Source organism: Ruegeria sp. HKCCD7251, from assembly GCF_013031165.1.
Lineage (GTDB): Bacteria > Pseudomonadota > Alphaproteobacteria > Rhodobacterales > Rhodobacteraceae > Ruegeria.
Genome location: NZ_WPZC01000001.1, coordinates 329,940 through 350,518 on the forward strand (window position 1 = coordinate 329,940; position 20,579 = coordinate 350,518).

The 20,579-nt window shown below is 58.4% G+C and carries 19 protein-coding genes; 10 read left to right on the forward strand and 9 right to left on the reverse strand.

The window, feature by feature from the left end:
• Positions 1-2: 2 nt before the first annotated feature.
• Positions 3-629, reverse strand: coding sequence for a J domain-containing protein (locus GOX75_RS01640; RefSeq protein ID WP_171120706.1), 627 nt, complete (start codon positions 627-629; stop codon positions 3-5).
• Positions 630-736: 107 nt separating this feature from the next.
• Between GOX75_RS01640 and GOX75_RS01645 the strand changes: the two genes are divergently transcribed.
• On the forward strand, positions 737-991 hold the full coding sequence (locus GOX75_RS01645) for a BolA family transcriptional regulator (RefSeq protein ID WP_171120708.1): 255 nt from the start codon (positions 737-739) through the stop codon (positions 989-991).
• 31 nt (positions 992-1,022) lie between these two features.
• Positions 1,023-1,247 (forward strand): GDCCVxC domain-containing (seleno)protein, encoded by a 225-nt coding sequence (locus GOX75_RS20290; RefSeq protein ID WP_254428668.1) that lies wholly within the window; start codon positions 1,023-1,025, stop codon positions 1,245-1,247.
• A 12-nt stretch (positions 1,248-1,259) separates the two neighbouring features.
• Here the strand turns inward: GOX75_RS20290 and GOX75_RS01650 are convergent, their stop codons facing one another.
• From GOX75_RS01650 to pepN, 5 genes are all read right to left on the reverse strand, one after another.
• A complete protein-coding gene (locus GOX75_RS01650; RefSeq protein WP_171120710.1) occupies positions 1,260-1,667 on the reverse strand; it encodes a DUF4177 domain-containing protein in 408 nt (135 codons plus the stop codon).
• Positions 1,668-1,825: 158 nt separating this feature from the next.
• Entirely contained in the window at positions 1,826-3,337 is a 1,512-nt protein-coding gene (gatB, locus tag GOX75_RS01655) for an Asp-tRNA(Asn)/Glu-tRNA(Gln) amidotransferase subunit GatB (RefSeq protein ID WP_171120713.1), read from the reverse strand.
• A gap of 71 nt (positions 3,338-3,408) precedes the next feature.
• Positions 3,409-4,665, reverse strand: a complete 1,257-nt coding sequence (locus tag GOX75_RS01660; RefSeq protein ID WP_171120715.1) for a hypothetical protein — start codon at positions 4,663-4,665, stop codon at positions 3,409-3,411.
• Between the two features lie 131 nt (positions 4,666-4,796).
• Entirely contained in the window at positions 4,797-5,225 is a 429-nt protein-coding gene (locus GOX75_RS01665) for a hypothetical protein (protein WP_171120717.1), read from the reverse strand.
• Positions 5,222-7,774 (reverse strand): aminopeptidase N, encoded by a 2,553-nt coding sequence (pepN, locus tag GOX75_RS01670; protein ID WP_171120719.1) that lies wholly within the window; start codon positions 7,772-7,774, stop codon positions 5,222-5,224. The genes GOX75_RS01665 and pepN overlap by 4 nt, the downstream gene beginning before the upstream one ends.
• A 204-nt stretch (positions 7,775-7,978) precedes the next feature.
• Between pepN and GOX75_RS01675 the strand changes: the two genes are divergently transcribed.
• From GOX75_RS01675 to GOX75_RS01685, 3 genes are all read left to right on the forward strand, one after another.
• Entirely contained in the window at positions 7,979-10,114 is a 2,136-nt protein-coding gene (locus GOX75_RS01675; protein ID WP_171120721.1) for a malate synthase G, read from the forward strand.
• A gap of 82 nt (positions 10,115-10,196) precedes the next feature.
• On the forward strand, positions 10,197-10,622 hold the full coding sequence (locus GOX75_RS01680) for a heme-binding protein (protein WP_171120723.1): 426 nt from the start codon (positions 10,197-10,199) through the stop codon (positions 10,620-10,622).
• A 204-nt stretch (positions 10,623-10,826) separates the two neighbouring features.
• A complete protein-coding gene (locus tag GOX75_RS01685; RefSeq protein WP_171120725.1) occupies positions 10,827-11,606 on the forward strand; it encodes a gamma-glutamyl-gamma-aminobutyrate hydrolase family protein in 780 nt (259 codons plus the stop codon).
• Positions 11,607-11,652: 46 nt separating this feature from the next.
• Here the strand turns inward: GOX75_RS01685 and GOX75_RS01690 are convergent, their stop codons facing one another.
• Positions 11,653-13,893 carry a xanthine dehydrogenase family protein molybdopterin-binding subunit gene (locus GOX75_RS01690; RefSeq protein ID WP_171120727.1) on the reverse strand — a complete coding sequence of 747 codons (2,241 nt, stop codon included), beginning with the start codon at positions 13,891-13,893 and terminating at the stop codon, positions 11,653-11,655.
• 3 nt (positions 13,894-13,896) lie between these two features.
• Positions 13,897-14,361: a (2Fe-2S)-binding protein gene (locus tag GOX75_RS01695; protein ID WP_171120729.1), complete on the reverse strand. Its 465-nt coding sequence runs from the start codon at positions 14,359-14,361 to the stop codon at positions 13,897-13,899.
• Positions 14,362-14,443: 82 nt separating this feature from the next.
• Between GOX75_RS01695 and GOX75_RS01700 the strand changes: the two genes are divergently transcribed.
• Positions 14,444-15,037, forward strand: coding sequence for a TetR/AcrR family transcriptional regulator (locus tag GOX75_RS01700; RefSeq protein WP_254428669.1), 594 nt, complete (start codon positions 14,444-14,446; stop codon positions 15,035-15,037).
• Here GOX75_RS01700 and kynU read toward each other — a convergent pair.
• Entirely contained in the window at positions 15,030-16,223 is a 1,194-nt protein-coding gene (kynU, locus tag GOX75_RS01705) for a kynureninase (RefSeq protein WP_171120731.1), read from the reverse strand. The two genes, GOX75_RS01700 and kynU, sit on opposite strands and share 8 nt — an antisense overlap.
• A gap of 195 nt (positions 16,224-16,418) precedes the next feature.
• Here kynU and GOX75_RS01710 point away from each other — a divergent pair, with 195 nt between their 5' ends.
• From GOX75_RS01710 to GOX75_RS01725, 4 genes are all read left to right on the forward strand, one after another.
• Complete coding sequence (locus tag GOX75_RS01710) at positions 16,419-16,868, forward strand: isoprenylcysteine carboxylmethyltransferase family protein (protein ID WP_171120732.1); 450 nt, start codon at positions 16,419-16,421, stop codon at positions 16,866-16,868.
• A 131-nt stretch (positions 16,869-16,999) separates the two neighbouring features.
• On the forward strand, positions 17,000-18,571 hold the full coding sequence (locus GOX75_RS01715) for a Re/Si-specific NAD(P)(+) transhydrogenase subunit alpha (RefSeq protein ID WP_171120734.1): 1,572 nt from the start codon (positions 17,000-17,002) through the stop codon (positions 18,569-18,571).
• A gap of 13 nt (positions 18,572-18,584) precedes the next feature.
• A complete protein-coding gene (locus GOX75_RS01720; protein ID WP_171120737.1) occupies positions 18,585-20,036 on the forward strand; it encodes an NAD(P)(+) transhydrogenase (Re/Si-specific) subunit beta in 1,452 nt (483 codons plus the stop codon).
• Positions 20,037-20,199: 163 nt separating this feature from the next.
• Positions 20,200-20,556, forward strand: a complete 357-nt coding sequence (locus GOX75_RS01725) for a VOC family protein (protein ID WP_171120739.1) — start codon at positions 20,200-20,202, stop codon at positions 20,554-20,556.
• Positions 20,557-20,579: the final 23 nt, after the last annotated feature.

The window sequence follows — 20,579 nt, forward strand, 5'->3', positions numbered from 1 at the left end:
AATTACTTAAAATTCCGGCTGTCCTTGATCTGATCCCAGGCCCAGACGACTTCTTGCAGTTGTTCTTCCTGGGACCGGTCGCCGCCGTTCATATCCGGGTGCAGTACTTTGATCAGTTTTTTGTAAGCCTTACGCACCTCGGCTTTGGTCCAACTGTCATTGGCTTCCAGAATCTCAATCGCGCGGCGTTCAGTGGGGGGTAGACGGCGGCCACCGCCGCCGGAAGTACGGCCAGGGTTCTTGGTGGCGTTTGCGCCCAGAACCTGATGCGGGTCTTCTATGCCCAAACGCGCCCATGCACGGGCTTCGGGGTCACCCATGGGCTTGGTTTCACGTTCCCACACTTTGTCCTTCGACCGCTGCGCGTTCAGTTCGGCCTCGGTCGTGCCGTCGAAGAAGTTCCACTTCTGGTTATATTCGCGCACGTGTTGCTGGCAGAACCAGAAGAAATCATCCAGTACATCCGGCGCTTTGGGCGCGCGGAATTTGCCCGCCTCTTCACAGCCTTCATGGTCGCAGATTCGCACCGATGTCTCAGACGCGCCCGACATCCCCCGGCGCCCGCGCGGGTTCTTTTTCTTGGCGCTGGAGACGGACATATCGAATCCGAAAGGGTCTGATTTCGTCATGCTGTGATCCTTAAGAACGCATCTTCTCGACTCGGAGGCAGCAGTTTAGTCTAAGCAGCCGAAAGTAGAAGAGGGGGGCGGTAAAATTTTTACCGCTAGGCGTAAAAATGACTGTGACCGACGAAATCCGAACCTGCCTGCAAGCTGCCTTTGATCCGCATGAGCTTGAGGTAGTTGACGACAGCGAAAGCCATCGTGGGCATTCGGGGTATCAAGAGGGCGGTGAGAGCCATTTCAACGTCCGTATCCGCGCGGCCGCCTTCAAGGGACAATCCCGAGTCGCGCGTCACAGGGCTGTGCATAAAGCGCTCGGCGATATCGTGCCACGTATTCACGCGCTGGCGCTGGATATTGGGGAGTAAATGCGCCAACTCGTTTATTGAGGAGGGGGAGATGGAAGACACAGAGACAACCATAATTCTCGAGTCGACTTTGACTTGTCCCGCTTGCGGACATGCCGAAACGGAAACTATGCCAACAGACGCGTGCCAGTGGTTTTACGAATGCAAATCGTGTCGTGAAATCCTGAAGCCGCTGGAAGGTGATTGCTGTGTCTATTGCTCCTACGCGACAGTGCCATGCCCGCCGATTCAGGCGGGGCAGGCGTGCTGCGGATAAGTTCGAACTTGGCTAGGGTTTATCTTGTTGCTCGGGTGCTTCTGCCCCTTTCAGCGACAGTGGGGGTTCTTTCACCTCTTCGGCAATTGGGGCTGGGGCAACAACGGCCTCGGGTCCGGGTAAGGGCTGCGCCAACGGCACACCCTCGGGCGTTTCGCTTGGGCCACGGGTTGAGACAAAGTTCACTTCAATTTCGCGCCGAAAGACCAAAACATTGCGCCAGTTCACGGTAGAACTGGTCAGGCCCGAACGCTCTTCGCTGGGCAGTAATTCCGCGCGCTGGTATTCCCAGCCGTCCTGACCCATCTGGTTCAGCACCTGTTCAATCGAGACGGCAAACCGGTCTTCGGCGGTCTTGGCCCCTTTCGCCTTGCCGCCTTTTTGCGGGGCGGCGACAACTTTGTATTCGTAGCGCGGCATCGGTTCTTCCTACCTGTTCGTTCCCGGCAATCTAGCATGTTGAGGCTATTGGGAAAGTCATCTTCGCGCAGTCCGCAGCGTGTGTTGCCACGCCACAGCGCAAAAGAAAGGCTGCAGAGGGGATGCCCCTTGCCGCCCTTGCACTAATTTTCGATGACTTAGTCGCCTAGTTTCTTGCTCACCAGCTCGTTCACAGCCTTGGGGTTGGCCTTGCCGCCGGTGGCTTTCATCACCTGACCCACGAACCAGCCTGCCAACTTGGGGTTCACCTTGGCCTTTTCAACCTGAGCGGGGTTGGCGGCGATGATCTCGTCCAACGCAGCCTCAATCGCGCCGGTGTCGGTGACCTGCTTCATGCCGCGCTCTTCCACGATCTGCGCGGGGTCGCCGCCTTCGGTATAGACGATCTCGAACAGGTCCTTGGCGATCTTGCCTGAGATGGCATCCGAGGAAATAAGGTCGATGATCCCACCCAACTGTGCCGGAGACACGGGGCTATCGGTGATATCGTGGTCTTCTTTCTTCAACCGGCCGAACAGTTCGTTGATCACCCAGTTTGCGGCCAGTTTGCCGTTGCGGCCCTTGGCGACTTCTTCGAAATAGGAGGCGCTTTCCACCTCAGCAGTCAGGACCGAGGCGTCGTAATCGGTCAGGCCAAACGCCTCGATAAAGCGCGCTTTCTTGGCGTCGGGCAGTTCGGGCAGTTTGGCGGCGATGTCGTCCACCCACGCCTGCTCGATCTCAAGCGGCAGCAGGTCGGGGTCGGGGAAATAGCGGTAATCATGCGCTTCTTCCTTGGATCGCATCGAGCGTGTCTCGCCCTTGTCCGGGTCGTACAGGCGGGTTTCCTGCTCGACCTCACCACCACCTTCGACAATGGCGATCTGACGGCGGGCTTCAACCTCAATGGCCTGTTGAATAAAGCGCATCGAGTTCATGTTCTTGATTTCGCACCGTGTGCCCAGATGCGAGAAATCCTGTGTTTCCTGATATTTCTCATACGCACCCGGCAAACAGATCGACACGTTGACGTCCGCCCGCAGGTTGCCGTTCTGCATGTTGCCATCACAGGTGCCCAGATACCGCATGATCTGGCGCAGCTTGGCGATATAGGCGGCGGCTTCTTCGGGGCTACGGATGTCGGGGCGGCTGACAATCTCCATCAGGCAGACGCCGGTCCGGTTCAGGTCGACAAAGGACATATGCGGGTCCATGTCGTGGATGGATTTACCCGCGTCCTGTTCCATATGGATGCGCTCGATCCGAACCATGCGCGCGGTGCCGTCGCCCATTTCCACCAGTACTTCACCTTCGCCCACGATGGGGTGGTAAAGCTGGGAGATCTGATAGCCCTGCGGCAGGTCGGGGTAGAAATAGTTCTTGCGGTCAAAGGCCGATTTCAGGTTGATATCCGCCTTAAGGCCCAGCCCGGTGCGCACCGCCTGTTCAACGCAGTATTCGTTGATGACCGGCAGCATCCCCGGCATCGCGGCGTCCACAAAGGCCACGTTCGAATTCGGCTCCGCCCCGAATTGGGTCGATGCACCAGAAAACAGCTTGGCGTTGGATGAGACCTGAGCGTGCACCTCCATCCCGATGACCAGTTCCCAATCGTGCTTGGCCCCGGCAATGGTTTTGATTTTGGGCATTTCGTATGTCAGGTCGAGCATGGAGCGCCTCTATTTCCGCAGAAGTCTAAGCCTGCGTATTAGGCGCGCTGCGCCAAAGGAGCAAGGGGGAATCAGTGACCTGACAGGTGCAGACCCGAAGGCGTAAAGGTGACGTCCATGCCGCTGCGCAATTCTTCACGGAACAAATCGCCAATCGCACGCAGGGCATCGCGGTGACCACGCGCCGCAAACCTCTCGGGCGAGTTGATGCGGACCGAGTTGTTGAACCCATTCGCAGCATGCGCCCAGATCAGCGGATGCAGCTCGGTCATGTGATCACGGATCAGCCAGTTCGCAGCCTCATGAATTTGCGCGCGTACTTCATCGGCTTTTTCGTTCAGGCCAAGCCCGTTCTGAATGGTGATGGCGCAATAAGCGGCCAACATGTTGACGGTTTCCTGATCGGGGCGTTGACGCAGGATGTCACGCAGCCCTTCCAGGAAATATTCCACGTCCAGCCGGGCACATGCCTCTGGGTCAAGGGCAATCGCGTCGAACTGCGCCCAGGTATACCCGCCAGCACCCCAGATTTCGTGTGTCCGTGCGGCGTTGCGAAGGGCCTGAACCTCAAGCTCTTCATAGCTGCCGAACCAACGCGGCAGCAGGTGGGTGCCCATAGCACGCATGTGACGCTGATTGTGCGGGTCCAGAGTAATCAGACGCTCGTATTTGTCGGCCACCCGGATGTTCGACTTACGTTGCCCGGCCAGCAGAGCGCAGTCGGCCGCAGCAACAAGCGGGCTTTCGGGTGCGGCCTCGCGGCATTTCGGAAGGATTGCTGCCGCCCGGTCGAAATGTGCAGCGCAGCGCGATTGGTGCAAGGGCGGCAATTTCGCGTCCACGGAGGTCCCGCGCCATGCCCAGGCCAGATCAATATGTGCAAGTGCAACAACCAGTGCGATCATCGGATCGCCTTCGTGCTCTCGCATTTCGTCTTCCAGTTCGGAAATGCCACACAGCACGTCATAATCAGACAGCGCTTTCCAATCAGAAAGCGCGTGCTCAACCGCCAGAACAACGTCGGCGCGGGCACCAAACGCCAGAAGGTCTGCAATCGGCATACCGTCAGGCGCAGACTCCCGAGCCTCGTCCGCGGCCCGCATTTGCCGCGACAGCTCGGACCAGCGGCCCTGACGCGCCAGATGACGCCCGGCTTCGATCGTCTTGCGACCCACCAGATCCTCGGCCTGAAGCTCTGCTACAGGGATATTCAACTGCCCCTGATCAGGCATTGCCGCAGCGACCTCAGGCGAAAGCGCCAAGTCGGACGGCATCGGCAGAGAAGAAGCCTGTGCGTTGGATGAAGAGGTGCGGAACAACCGGAACATGGTGAAACTCGGAACTGTAAAAACTGGTAACTTAGGAACCAAGCTTCTCTGGAATTTGCATCAAATTCAAGATTTGGGGGGGTATTTGTGTCGTTTTGGTGAACAGTGAGACTTTTTTCCCGGCATTGCCGTCAGAATACACTGAAGTGATGCCGCTCCACTCGGATCCCGGCCCGCTCAAAGATGGACTCAAACTCTGCGTGTGGGGGGATCGACTCATCCGGCAGCCGAATTCGTTTTCCCGAGATCGTAATCAACGAAACGCGCACGGAAAAATCCCAGCGGGTGTCAAAGCGGACATAGTGAATTTCCGACAATTTCACCTCGGCTGTTCGATTGCCGGTGAACCAATTCAGCTTGTTCTGATCAAGCGACAGGCCCGCGCTGGTATCCCGTACAACGTCCCAAAGGGCCGGCAGCGTTGGAAGCGCCAGCAACCCAATCAGCCACCAGACGGCGTCAAACAGGATCACCAGCGAAATCAACGCCGCATACACAAGGATCAGGATCACGACCGTTCGGGGTGTTCGGTTATGACGTGTATAAGTGAACGGTGTCATGCGCCCAGAATACGCGAGACCATTTCGGTCGTATCACGCGACAAGTCCGCTGTATCGGCAATGCGCCTCAGGTGCGTGCGGATCAGGTCCTGACGGCCCGCGTCATAGCGTTTCCAAGTCTGAAAGGCCGAGCACATCCTTGCGGTGGTTTGCGGGTTGACCGGATCCAGCTTGATCAACCAGTCGGCCAGCAACGCATACCCAGCGCCGTCTTCGCGGTGGAAGCCAGCGTGATTCATCGCCAAAGAACCAATGACCGCGCGGAATCGGTTTGGGTTTTTCCAGTTGAAATCTGGATGCTCAGTCAGTTTGCGTGCTGAATCCGCAGCGGATTCAGGTGCGGCCATCGCGACCTGCAGGCCGAACCATTTGTCCACCACAAGCCGATCGTGCTTCCACTGATCGTAGAAGGCGGTCAATTCAGCCTCACCTTTGCCAGCGCGCAGTAGGCAGGATAGGGCGGAAAGTTGCAGGGTCATGTTGTCAGCGGTCTCATAGCTGACAGCGGCCTTGGCTCCGCCATCCAATCGCGTGGTCAGCGCCAGTGCCGCCCCACCCAGCGCACGCTTGCCTGATTGATCGGCGTCAGGACTAAAGGGCGCATCAATCATGGTTTCGCTGTGCAGGCGCGGTAGCAAGTCCTGCACGTGTTGCGCCGTGACCTGCCGCAGGGTTTCTACTGCGGTCCAGATCGCCATTGGATCAGGTGTTAAACCGCGTTCGTGCAGAGCTGCCGCCAGTTCCGATTGTGTCGGCAGGCCCAGCATCAGTGCACGATAGGCCGGGTCAAGATCACGATCGCGCAGCACGGCCAGCAGCCCGTCAAGATAGTCGGCATCAGGCGACGCACCGGTTTGGATCATCGCCAACAGAGTGTCTTCGGCCAACGAACGCCCGGCCTGCCAGCGGTTGAACGGGTCCGTGTCATGGGCCAGTAGGAAGGCGCGTTCGGTATTGCTCTGATTCTGTTCAAGAATGACCGGGGCCGAGAAATCCCGCAGGATCGAAGCCGTCGGTTTGGCGGCCAGCCCTGTGAAGGTAAAGCTCTGGCTGGCCTCTGTCAGTTCCAGCACCTCGGTCGCGCGGACCTCATCCCCGTTGGGGCTCAGCAGGCCCACGGCCACCGGGATCACCTGCGGCAGTTTCTCATCCTGCCCCGGGGTCGGTTCGGTGCGTTGCGACAGGGTCAAAGTATAGGTGCCGTCTGCCCAATCCTCGGCCACGGTCACGCGGGGGGTGCCGGATTGGCTGTACCAGCGTTTGAACTGTGACAGATCACGGCCCGTCGTATCCTCGAACACTTTGATCCAGTCTTCGATGGTGCAGGCCTGACCGTCGTGACGATCAAAATACAGGTCCAGCGCCTTCGTGTACGCCTTATCCCCGACCAGCCGTTTTAGCATCCCGATGACTTCGGCGCCTTTTTCGTAGACGGTGGCGGTGTAGAAGTTGTTGATTTCCTGAAAGCTTTCGGGTCGCACCGGATGGGACAAAGGCCCGTTATCCTCGGGGAATTGCCGCGCGCGCAGGTCGATGGCATCGTGGATACGTTTCACCGGGGCCGAGCGCATGTCGGACGTGAACTGCGCATCGCGGAACACGGTCAGCCCCTCTTTCAAACACAGCTGAAACCAGTCGCGGCAGGTGATGCGGTTGCCGGTCCAATTGTGGAAATACTCATGGGCAATGATCGCCTCGATCCGTTCGAAATTCATGTCGGTTGAGGTCTCGGGGCTGGCCAGAACGGCGGAAGAGTTGAAGATGTTCAGCCCCTTGTTCTCCATCGCGCCCATGTTGAAATCGTCGACGGCCACGATGTTGAACACGTCCAGATCGTATTCCCGGCCATAGACGTCTTCATCCCATTTCATAGATTTTTTCAGCGCTTCCATACCAAAAGCGCATTTACCTTCGTCGCCGGGACGCACCCAGAGGTTCAGTTCGACGTCCCGGCCCGACATGGTGGTGAATCGGCCGGGATGCGCGATCAGATCGCCCGCGACGAGCGCGAACAAATAGGCGGGTTTAGGCCATGGGTCGGTCCATTCGGCCCAGCCTTCGCCTTTGCCGCTTGGGTTGCCGTTGGACAGTAACACCGGAAGATCGCCGTTGATGCGCACAGTAAAGGTGGACATCACATCGGGACGGTCGGGGTAGTAGGTGATCTTGCGGAACCCTTCGGCCTCGCACTGGGTGCAGTACATGCCGTTCGACATATACAGCCCCTCAAGCGCGGTGTTGTTGCCGGGGTCGGTCTCAACCTCAGCCTCCCAAACAAAGGGTGCATCGGGGGCAGGGGCGGTCAGACCCTTGTCGGTCACCTCGGGCGTGACATCGATGCCGTCAATGGACGCGCGGATCAGGGTCAGGTCTTCGCCGTGCAAAAAGAATGTGCGGTCCGTCGCCTCAGGGTTGGGGCGGAACGCCATGCGCGAGGTGACGCGGGTGGCGTGTGCGGCCAGATCAAAGGTCAGATGCACGCTATCCACGATGTAGCCGAACGGCGTGTAGTCTTTCAGGTAGATCGTTTGGGGGGCAGCGTCGCGCATCGGGACCTCGCATCATTTGATAACTGGCGCGACGTTATGGTCTGAGGCGATGGGCTGCAACAGCGGCTTCATTGCCTTGTCGTATTTGAAGCAGCTTCGTGCAACGCCGAAGGGTTTAAATGTGACGTCGAAAGTTGCCTATCGGAAACAATCGGCCTAAATGCAGGCTGCATACAATGGCGCACAATGGCGGAGAGACACCAAATGAGCAGCAGACAGGCACGCAGCGGACTTCAGGTCGATACGGTTCTGGCCGAATTCATCGAGGGCAAGGCCCTGCCGGGAACCGGTGTATCCGCCGATACGTTCTGGGATGGTCTGTCGCGGATGGTAGCCGAGTTGGGACCGAAAAACCGTGCCTTTCTTGCCAAACGAGAAGAGCTTCAGGGCCGGATCGACGCATGGCACGTGGACCGTAAAGGTCAGGATCATGACGCCGACGCCTATCAAGCCTTCTTGCGTGAGATCGGTTATCTGGTCGAAGAAGGCGAAGATTTTCAGATCAAAACCGCCAATGTCGACCCTGAGATTGCCACCATTCCCGGCCCGCAACTGGTTGTGCCAATCACCAATGCCCGCTTTGCGCTGAACGCCGCCAATGCACGTTGGGGCAGCCTGTACGATGCGCTGTATGGAACCGACGCGATGGGTGATCTGCCCGCCGCTGGAGGGTATGACGAAGCGCGCGGCGCCCGTGTGATTGCCTGGGCCAAAAGCTTTTTGGATGATGCTGTGCCGCTGACCGCAGGGTCGTGGGCCGATGTGTCCGATCTGCGCGTCGAAGGCGGTGCGCTGGTACCCGCGCTGGCCGACGCTTCGGCATTTGTTGGCTTTGGCGGTGAGGCTGAGAAGCCCGATTTCGTACTGCTGAAGAATAACGGGCTGCATGTGAAAATCGTCGTCGATGCCTCTAGTAATATTGGCGCGGCTGATCCGGCTGGAATTGCTGACGTTCATCTGGAATCGGCGCTGTCCACGATTATGGACTGCGAGGACTCGGTCGCCTGTGTGGATGCCGAGGACAAGGTCGTGGCCTATGGCAACTGGCTGGGTCTGATGAAGGGTGATCTGGCCGAAGAGGTAACCAAGGGCGGCACCACCTTCACTCGGAAGCTGGCTGATGACCTGACCTATACCACCGCAGGCGGCGAACAGGCCGTGTTGAAAGGCCGCTCGCTGATGCTGATCCGCAATGTGGGCCACCTGATGACCAATCCGGCCGTTCTGGACGGTGATGGCAATGAGATTGGCGAGGGCCTGATGGACGCGCTCTGCACCACGCTGATTGCGATGCATGACCTGCAGCGTGAGGGCGGAAACTCGGTCAAGGGGTCGGTCTATGTGGTCAAGCCAAAGATGCACGGCCCCGCCGAAGTGGCCTTTGCGGTTGAGATTTTCGATATGGTTGAAGACATCCTTGGCCTGCCGCGCAACACCGTGAAATTGGGCATCATGGATGAAGAGCGCCGCACCTCGGCCAACCTGCGGGAATGCATCCGCGCCGCGAAATCGCGTGTGGCCTTTATCAACACCGGCTTTCTGGACCGCACGGGGGATGAGATTCATACCTCGATTGAGGCAGGCCCGATGTTGCCCAAAGGCGATATGAAAGCGACACCGTGGATTGCGTCTTATGAGGATCGCAATGTCAATATCGGTCTGGCCTGTGGTCTGAAGGGCAAGGCGCAGATCGGCAAAGGCATGTGGGCGATGCCCGACCGGATGGGGGACATGTTGGATCAGAAGATCGGCCACCCGAAGTCCGGCGCGACCTGCGCTTGGGTGCCGTCACCGACCGCCGCAACCCTGCACGCCACGCATTACCATAAGGTCGATGTTCTGGCCCGTCAGGATGCGCTTGCCGCCGGTGGAGCGCGCGGCACGCTGGATGATCTGCTGACGGTTCCGCTGTTGGGTGGGCGTAACCCAAGCGATGATGAAATTGCGCGTGAGGTCGAGAACAACGCACAGGGCATTCTTGGTTATGTGGTGCGCTGGGTCGATCAGGGTGTGGGCTGTTCGAAAGTGCCGGACATCAACGATATCGGCCTGATGGAAGACCGCGCGACTTGCCGGATTTCGTCGCAGGCGCTGGCCAACTGGCTGCATCATGATGTGGTCAGCGAGGAACAGGTGATGGCCGCGATGAAGAAGATGGCCGCCGTGGTGGATCGTCAGAATAAGGGCGACCCAAGCTACCGCCCGATGGCTCCTGAATTTGACGGTATTGCGTTTCAAGCGGCCTGTGATCTGGTTTTCAAAGGTCGGGTGCAGCCCTCGGGCTATACCGAGCCGGTCCTGCACGCCCGCCGTTTGGAGCTGAAAGCCAGCTTGGGTTGAGTGGATAGAATGGGAACGAGGGGGCTGTCTGCCCCCTCGCGCTCCCCCGAGGATATTTTTGGCCAGATGAAAGGGATCAGGGTTGGTTGTTACATTGCGTAAGGCGCGCACCATTGTGCGCAAAGCTTTGGAAAAGGGCCGTGAGTTGGAATTGAAACCGCTTTCGGTTGTAGTTCTGGATGCCGGCGGGCATGTGATTGCGTTTGAACGCGAAGATGGTGCCGCGCCAGGCCGCTTTGCGATTGCGCAGGGCAAGGCCTATGGCTCGGTCATGCTGGGCATGGCGGGCACGGCGCAGATGGCGCGGGCCGAGGCGCAGGCTTATTTCATGGCCGCCGTGAACGGAGTGTATGGCGGGCAGGTCGTCCCGGTTCCGGGCGGCGTGTTGCTGCGCGACAAGAAGGGCGCTGTGATTGGGGCCGTTGGTGTGACCGGCGATACCTCGGACAACGATGCTGTTGCGGCGATGGCCGGGATAGAGGCCGCTGGTCTGGTCGGCGAAGTCTGATTGGTTGAAATATTCCGCGAGCAGCAGATGCTCTTTGATCTGCGGAATTCGCGGAACGACGCCAAAATGGGCAAATGCCGTCACAGGTGCCCTAATGTGCAGGGGTGAACAAGTACTTGCGCTGATACACAGGGGGTGTGCTATTGCACGCTTTTGACCCTGCGGATAGCTTTCGTGAAACGCGCAACAGATTAGGAAAGCGGAATGTCTCGGCCCGTCGTCGGTATCATCGGCAACTCTTACCTTATGAACGATGAATACCCGACCCATGCGGGCGGGACGATGAATTCTGAAGCCGTGGCGAACGTGTCGGGCTGTCTGCCGCTGCTGATCCCGGCTGATCCGCGCTATGTTTCGGTCGAAGAATTGCTTGAGGTGTGCGACGGCTTTCTACTGACGGGTGGTCGACCCAACGTGCACCCGGAAGAATACGGTGAACCCGAGACCGAAGCGCATGGTGAATTTGACCGTGCGCGTGACGCGATCACCCTGCCGCTGGTGCGGGCCTGCGTCGAGCGAGGGCAGCCGTTCTTTGGAATCTGTCGGGGGTTCCAAGAGGTCAACGTCGCAATGGGCGGAACGTTGTATCCGGAAATCCGCGAGCTGCCGGGTCGGATGAACCACCGTATGCCGCCCGATGGAACGCTGGAAGAAAAATTCGCGCTGCGCCATATCGTGACCCTGTCCGAAGGTGGTGTGTTCCATCGGCTTATGGGCGCTTGTGAGGTGATGACAAACACGCTGCATGGGCAGGGTATCAAAACCGTGGGACATAGGATTGTGATCGAAGGCCATGCGCCGGATGGGACGCCAGAGGCGATCTATGTCAAGGATGCGCCGGGCTTCACCCTGTCGGTTCAATGGCACCCGGAATGGGATGCTGAAAACGATCCCGTGTCGCGGCCGTTGTTCAAAGCGTTCGGAGCAGCCGTTCATGCTTGGTCTGAAGGGTCCGGCGCGAGGCTCATCCAGCAGAGTGCGTAATTCGTGCGCCGGTCCGGGAGAGAAGAACCAGACCGGCGCAACGCGATCAAACCAGCAGATTGAACTGATTGATCAGGGGTAGCGTCCGCGCGCGTTCACCTGTCAGGTCAAAAAGCGCATTTCCCAAAGCTGGCATGGACGGAGGTGTTCCAGGTTCACCAACACCACCCAGACGCGGGTTGGTTTCAAGAACCCGAATTTCGGTGAGCGGAGCGTTGTGCATCCGCAGGGCGTCATAGTCGGGGAAGTTGTACTGTTCGACTTCACCGTCCGAGAAAGTAATCTCGCCCGTTACCGCCGCCGACAGACCATAGATCATGCCGCCGACCATCTGTGCCTTGACCGTGCCGGGGTCCAGCGCGAGGCCGACGTCACAGGCGATCCACGCCTTAGCGATGCGGATAGTGCCATCTTCGTCAACTACTTCGATCACTTGTGCGACCGGCGTACCAAAGCTGTAGGTCATCGCAACGCCGCGTCCGACGCCATCTGGGGTTCGGCCGGTCCAGCCTGACATTTCCTTGACGGCCTGCAGAACACCTGCGCTGGGCGTGTGTTCGCCCTTGGCCAGTTCCAGACGAAACTCCAGCGGGTCACGTCCTGCGGCATGGGCCATCTCATCCATGAACGTCTCGTGGAAGAAACCGTTGTGGCTGTTGCCGACCGAGCGCCAGAACCCCACGGGCACGTCCAGATCTGCAATGTGACCGCTGATGCGATAATTCGGCACCGCATAGGGTTGGTTGAACAGACCTTCGACCAGCACCTTGTCAGGGCCGCCGCCCGGCATACCGGTATACCGCTCGACAGCTTGCTGGGTGCAGGATTGGGCCGCAACCTTGCCGTCGATCAGGACCGCTGTACCATCCTTGACCGCACCCCGCATCCGCGCCAGCGCGCCGGGGCGATAGAAATCGTGGCGCATATCTTCTTCGCGGCTCCAGGTGGTCTGGACCGGAAAGTTGGGCATGGCCATCGCGACCTTGGTGGCAATCTCGGCAAAGTCCAACTCTCCGCGCCGCCCAAAGCCGCCGCCCAGATAAGTGGTGTGAATTTCGACGGCATCCTTGTCCAGATTGGCGGTGTTTGCGGCGCGGATCAGCAACAGGGTCGGGGCCTGGTTACCGCACCACAGGTCCAGCTTGGTGCCGGTGAACAGCGCGGTGGCGTTCATCGGCTCCATCGTGGAATGCGCCAGATAGGGCACGCGGTATTCGGCGGTGATCTCGGTCGCGCCGTCGGGCAACACGTCCACATCGCCATCGTCCCGCATGGTTGAGTTTGGCGCGTCGTCAAACGCCTGGGCGATGGTGGTGAACAGGTCTTCGGTCTCGGACGGGTAGGGGGCGTCGGCCCAATCAACGTCGATCGCCTCGACCGCTTGAATAGCCAGCCATGTGTTGGTGGCGACAACCGCCACTCCATTGCCCAGATCCAAGACTTTTTCAACGCCGGGCATGGACTGGGCCGCGCTGGCATCAAAGCCGTTCATCTCGCCGCCCAGCTTGGGATTCATTCGAACCGAAGCGAATTTCAGACCTTCGGGGCGCACGTCTATGCCGAACTCGGCGGTGCCGGTGGATTTACCTACGATATCCACACGCGGCAGACTCTGCCCCAGCAGACGCCAGTCCGACGGATCGCGCAGTTCCGCATGAGGCGGGTCGATCCGGCCTGCGGCTTCGGCCAGTTCCGTATAGGGGATGCGTGTGCCATCCGGTGCGATCACCACGCCCGCTTCGGTTTTCAACTGCGCGCGGTCAACGCCCAACCGGTCCGCCGCCGCCTGTTTCAATGTTTCCCGCGCGGTTGCTCCCGCCTCGCGCATACGCTCAAATCCGTCTTTCATCGAGGTCGAGCCGCCGGTGACTTGCAAGCTGAGGGTTTTGCCGAGGACACCAAGGGCTTCACCCAGATTGTGTTGGAAGTCGGAGATGTCATATCCCTTGTTCGGCAGACCTTCACCAACCAAAGCAGAGTTATAGTAGGCTGCCGCAGCAGGACCATGCAGAACGCGGATATCGTCCATTTCCACGTCCAGTTCTTCTGCGATCAGGGCGGCCCAGGTGGTCATCACGCCCTGTCCCATCTCGGCGCGTGGGGCGAACAAGGTCACGCCCTGCTGGTCAATCAGGATAAACGGGCTGAGTGCGGTTTCACCTTTTGTCGGCTTCAGCGGGTTCGCTGCTGGGCGGGTAACGTAATACGCACCAAATGCAACGCCGCCGACGATAGCTGCCGAACCGATCAGGAATGTTCGGCGAAGGATTTTACCAACAGATGCCATTGCTCACGCCTCCTTCAACTTGGAAGCCGCATCGTGGATTGCGGCCCGGATGCGTGGATAGGTTCCACAACGACACAGGTTGCCCTGCATCGCGTCGTCGATGTCAGCATCTGTCGGAGAGGGGTTCTCGGCCAGCAAGGCCGCCGCTTGCATGATCTGACCTGATTGGCAGTAACCGCATTGCGCAACCTGATGGTCGACCCAAGCTTGCTGGATCTTAGCCATCGCGTCCGGAGTGCCGAGACCCTCGATGGTTGTTACGTCGCCCCAGACATCAGACAACGCAACCTGACAGGACCGCACGGCCTCGCCGTCGATATGGACAGTACAGGCACCACAGGCGGCAACACCGCAGCCAAATTTGGTACCGGTCAGGCCAACCTCATCCCTCAGAACCCAAAGCAGGGGAACATCGTCAGGCAAATCCACCTGGTACGACGTACCGTTAACGTTCAAATTGGTCGCCATGGTGTTCCCCTCTTGGCTTTGCTGACGTGCTGACATATTTAATACGTGATGTCAGTCAGTCAACTGACAAATGAAACAAAAAATGTCAAAGGTTCACATGAGAGACTTTGCGCTCGACGAAAAAACCCGGGCTATCCTTGAATCCGCTCTGCGGGTCTTTTCGACCTATGGATTCAAGAAGACCTCGATGGATGACATAGCAAAAGGTGCGGGGATGTCGCGCCCAGCTTTGTACCTGTACTTCGAGAACAAAGAAGCCATTCTGCGAAAACTGACAGAGCTGCACTACGAGGAAAAGAAAGCAGCCGTTGCCAAGGCGCTGAATGCGGACGGTCCGGTGTCACAGGTTTTCGGAAACGCGATCCGCGTTCAGACGGACGGGATGGCAGAGATCATGTCTTCAGCACATGGGCTCGAACTGCTGGACGCGGGTATTTCCATGGCATCTGACATTGTCACGCAAGGCGAGGCGCAGTTGCTGGAGCTTTACGCGAACTGGCTTGAACGCGAGGTAGAAAACGGGCGGATACGCCTGTTCGACAGCCCGCGAGAAACGGCCAGAATGATTGGCGCTGCTCTGCGCGGTAACAAGATCGCCGCCACGGATTACCAGCAGTTCGACCGCATGAACTCGAACTTTGCCACGATTGTCGGAGCTGGGCTTGCGCTCAGGTAACCCGCTGGCGTTGCTTGTATTCCGGGGTGTCCCACAACCGGTTCGCCATAATATCGGCCAGAATGTCCACCGCGCGTTCAACATCCTGCTCGTCGATAAATAACGGCGTAAATCCGAACCGCATGATGTCGGGCGCGCGAAAATCTCCGATAACTCCGCGGGCGATGAGCGCCTGCATAGCCGCATAGCCTTCTTCAAAGCGGAATGAGACCTGGCTGCCGCGCTGCTTTGCGTCGCGCGGACTGGCAAGGCGCAGCTCGGGGCAGGTGGCTTCGACCCGGTTGATAAACATTTCAGTCAGCGCGATGGACTTGGCGCGCACGTCTGCCATGTCAGCCATGTCCCAGATATCCATTGCAGCGGAAAGGGCGGTCATCTGGATGATCGGAGGGGTGCCTACCCGCATTCTCTCGATCCCGCTGCCGGGGCGATAATCGAGATCGAAGGAAAAGGGGGCCTCATGCCCAAGCCAACCTGACAGCGCTGGGCGAACACGGTCAGTCAGGCGTGGTGCGACGTAGATGAACGCAGGCGCTCCGGGGCCGCCATTGAGGTATTTGTAGGTGCATCCCACCGCAAAGTCGGCATTGCAGCCAGACAAGTCCACAGGAATTGCCCCGGCAGAGTGGGCCAGATCCCAGACCGTGATGGTTCCGTTGGCGTGTGCAAGTTCCGTCAGCGCCTTCATGTCGTGCATCCGGCCCGACCGGTAATCGACTTCGGTCAGCATCAAAACGGCCACGTCCTCGGTGATGTTCGCAGCCACATCCTCGGGTGCGACAACGCGCAATTCATAGTCCGGCCCCAAAGAGCGCAGCAGCCCATCCACCATATAAAGGTCAGAGGGGAAGTTGCCGTTGTCCGACAGCACGACCTTGCGATCTGGGCACAGTTCCAGCGCCGAGGCCACGGCTTGATAAACCTTGATTGACAATGTGTCGCCGGTTACCACGCTGCCGGGCTCTGCTCCGATCAGTCGGCCGATGCGATCGCCCAATCCGATCGGAAACCCCATCCATCCGGCCTTGTTCCAGCCGGTGATCAGCATCTTACCCCATTCTTCGGTCATCATCTCAGCAACTCGCGACGTCGCTGCCTTGGGTACGGGGCCCAGCGAATTGCCGTCCAGATAAACCACGCCATCCGGCAGGTCGAACATAGCTTTGGTTGCTTTGAAGTCAGTCATTGGCGGGCCTTCGTCTTTGTGTGTCGACCAAGGGCTAGCCCATCCGACCTTGTCTGTCTATCGGCGTCGGTGAGGGTGAAGGGTGAGATAAATTTCCTGCGACTTTCTGCGATTTTGCGATTCCTGTCGGAAAGCGATAGATCATCATGCAAAAGCGACATTTAGCCTCGCTACCGAGCAGAAAGTTACTTAACCATGCGCAAAATTGACATACCTCCGGTCTGGTTGTTGGGCTGCGCGGTTCTGGCGTGGCTACAGGCCCGATACCTGTCGATGGGATTGTCGCTGGATGGTGGCTTTACGGATTTGCTGAGCGGCATTCTGATCGGAGGCGGGCTTATCCTTATCCTGCTTGCCATTACCGAGTTCCGCAAACACCGGACAACAGTTATCCCGCATGAAACGCCCAGTTCGTTGATTCAAAGCGGTATTTTCAAACGCAGCCGCAATCCGATCTACTTGGGTGACGTTCTGATTCTGACGGGGTTGGTTCTGCGCTTTGATGCAGTTTTATCGCTGGCACTGATACCTGTTTTTGTCTGGCTGCTGGAGCGGCGTTTTATTCTGCCCGAAGAAGACAGAATGCGCAGAACGTTCCGCGCAGACTTCGCGCGATATGAGCGCAGCACGCGCCGATGGATCTGAGGACTCACGTAAAATGACACCACGTTAATATTGCTGCGCTTGCGAAATAATATTGCGCAGGATACATGGATGCTTGATGAACAATACCGACCACCCGCTCAATGTGAGTGAAAATTAGGGGGATAATGCCGGTGAAGATAGGAACACCAAAAGAGATTATGGACGGTGAAAACCGGGTCGCGATGACTCCGGACTCAGCCGTTCAGCTTCAAAAACTGGGCTATGACTGTGCCATTGAAACCGGTGCGGGTGCTGCGGCTGGATTCTCGGATGCAGCCTATGAAGCCGCAGGCGTTGAGATTGTCAAAACCGCTGCGGCCCTATGGAAGGCGGCGGATATTGTTGCCAAGGTACGTCAGCCGAATGAAACCGAGCTGAAGCGCCTGACCAAGGGCAAGACCTTGATTTCGTTCTTCAACCCGGCGGGCAATGAAGAAGGGATGGAACTGGCCAAGTCCAAGGGCGCGAACGTGATCGCCATGGAAATGGTTCCGCGTATTTCGCGTGCGCAGAAGATGGATGCACTGTCCTCGATGGCGAACATCGCGGGTTACCGTGCCGTGATCGAGGCCGGCAACAACTTTGGCCGTTTCTTCACCGGTCAGGTCACAGCTGCGGGTAAAGTCCCGCCTGCGAAGGTGCTGATCGTTGGTGCCGGTGTGGCCGGTCTGGCCGCGATCGGCACGTCGACCTCGCTGGGTGCGATCACCTATGCGTTCGACGTGCGCCCCGAAGTGGCCGAGCAGGTCGAATCCATGGGTGCCGAGTTCGTTTATCTGGACTTTGAAGAGCAGCAGCAGGATGGCGCAGCCACCGGCGGCTATGCGTCGGTCCAGTCCGAAGAATTCCGCAACGCGCAGCTTGCCAAGTTCCGTGAACTGGCCCCTGAAATGGACATCGTGATCACCACCGCGCTGATCCCGAACCGCGAAGCGCCCGAGCTTTGGACCAAGGATATGGTCGAAAGCATGAAACCGGGCTCGGTCATTGTTGACCTTGCTGCCGAAAAAGGCGGCAACTGTAAGCTGACCGTCGCGGATGAGAAGATCGTGACCGACAATGGCGTGACCATCATCGGCTATACCGACTTCCCCAGCCGGATGGCGTCGCAGTCCTCGTCGCTCTACGCGACCAACATCCGTCACATGATGGCAGACCTGACGCCCGAAAAGGATGGTCAGATCAATCACGACATGGAAGATGACGTGATCCGCGGGTCGACCGTGACCTTTGAAGGTGAGATCACCTTCCCGCCACCACCGCCCAAAGTGCAGGCCATCGCGGCGCAGAAAAAGCCCGAGGTCAAAGAACTGACCCCGGAAGAGAAAAAGGCGCAGGAGATTGCGGCGTTCAAGGCGCAGACCAAGCAGCAGTTCACCCTGCTGGGTGTCGGCGGCGCGCTGATGCTGCTGGTTGGTCTGGTCGCTCCGGCCAGCTTCATGCAGCACTTCATCGTGTTCGTACTGGCCGTATTCGTGGGCTTCCAGGTGATCTGGGGCGTGGCGCACAGCCTGCACACCCCGCTGATGGCGATCACCAACGCGATCTCGTCGATCATTATCGTTGGGGCGCTTATGCAGATCGGGTCGGGTTCGTTCCTGGTCATTCTGCTGGCGGCGTTGTCTGTCTTTATGGCCGGGATCAACATCTTCGGCGGCTTTCTTGTCACTCGGCGCATGCTCGCCATGTTCCAGAAATCTTAAGGAGGCCGGGTAGATGATTGGCTTCACCACTGCCGCTTATGTTGTCGCGGCTGTCCTTTTCATCCTGTCTCTGGGCGGGTTGTCGAACCAGGAAAGCGCCAAACGCGCTGTCTGGTACGGCATTGTCGGTATGGCGCTGGCGGTTTTCGCCACGCTGGTTGGTCCGGGTTCCGGCCTGTGGCTGCTGTCGCTGTTGCTGATCGCAGGTGGCGGTCTGATTGGTTCCTACGTGGCCAAACGCGTGCAGATGACCGAGATGCCGCAGCTTGTGGCCGCGATGCACTCGCTGGTGGGTCTGGCGGCTGTGTTCGTTGGTTTCAACGCGCATTTTGAGATCGGCAACGTTGCGCAGGTCATGGCGATTGCTGACAGCGCGAAAGAGGCGGACCTGTCCGATCTGGGCGCATTTGCCAAGCTGATCGCCAAGAAAACGGCGGCGGAACTAACCATCCTGCATGTGGAACTGTTCCTGGGTATCTTCATCGGTGCGATCACCTTTACCGGTTCTGTCGTGGCTTATGGCAAGCTGGCGGGCAAAGTGACATCTGCGGCGACCAAGCTGCCTGGCGGTCATGCGCTGAACGCGGCGGCGGCGGGTCTCTCGCTGATCTGTCTGATCTGGTACACCGCGTCGGGTGGTCTGTTCCCGCTGATCCTGATGACGCTGGCGGCGCTGTTCATCGGCTATCACCTGATCATGGGTATTGGTGGTGCGGATATGCCGGTGGTTGTGTCGATGCTAAACTCGTATTCGGGTTGGGCTGCGGCAGCGATTGGTTTCAGCCTTGGCAACGACCTGCTGATCGTGGTCGGTGCGCTGGTCGGTTCGTCCGGTGCGATCCTGTCCTACATCATGTGTAAGGCGATGAACCGGCACTTTGTCAGCGTGATCCTGGGCGGCTTTGGCGGCACCTCGGGCCCGCAGATGGAAGTTGAGGGCGAGCAGGTGGCGATTGACGCCGATGGCGTGGCCGCTGCTTTGAATGACGCTGACAGTGTGATCATCATTCCAGGTTATGGTATGGCGGTTGCGCAGGCACAGCAGTCGGTTTCCGAACTGGTCCGCAAGCTGCGTGCCAAGGGCAAAGAGGTGCGTTTTGCGATCCACCCCGTTGCGGGTCGTTTGCCGGGTCACATGAACGTGCTGCTGGCCGAGGCGAAGGTGCCTTATGACATCGTTCTGGAAATGGATGAGATCAACGAGGACTTCCTGGAAACGGATGTGGCCATCGTAATCGGCTCGAACGACATCGTGAACCCTGCGGCGCAGGAAGACCCCAACAGCCCGATTGCCGGGATGCCGGTTCTGGAATGCTGGAAGGCCAAGCAGGTGTTTGTGTCCAAACGTGGTCAGGGAACTGGCTATTCGGGCATCGAAAATCCGCTGTTCTTCAAAGAGAACACGCGCATGTTTTATGGCGACGCGAAGGCTTCGTTGGACAAGCTGCTGCCGATGATCGACTGATCTATCCTTATAGGTAGATTGGAAAGGGCGCCGATGGGCGCCCTTTTCTTTTTGGTGAATGATGGGGGGCTTTGCCCCCCAAACCCCCCAGGATATTTCTGGCCAGATGAAGCGGGCGAGATGTGGTATCTTTGGGGAGAAGGTATTCGCGAATGGGTAGGTTTTGCAGAAAGTAAATGGCATAGGCGGCGTGTTCTTTCGCGCTCGTGATCCGGAGGCGCTTGGACGGTGGTATGAAGAGCATCTTGGTGTGAACCAGCTCAACCCGCTGCCTTGGAAACAGAGTGCCGGGTATACGGTCTTTGCGCCATTCGCGCAGGATACGGATTATTTCGGGCGCACCGAACAGCAATGGATGATAAATTTTCGAGTGGACGACTTGGGCGCGATGATCGCGCAGCTTGAGGTCGCTGGAATCCCTGTGGAGACTCGGGCCGAATGGGACAGCGAGGTCGGAAAATTCGCCAGACTTCACGACCCCGAGGGCAACCCGATCGAGCTGTGGCAACCAAATCAATGAGATAGCGGATTTGTATACCGTTG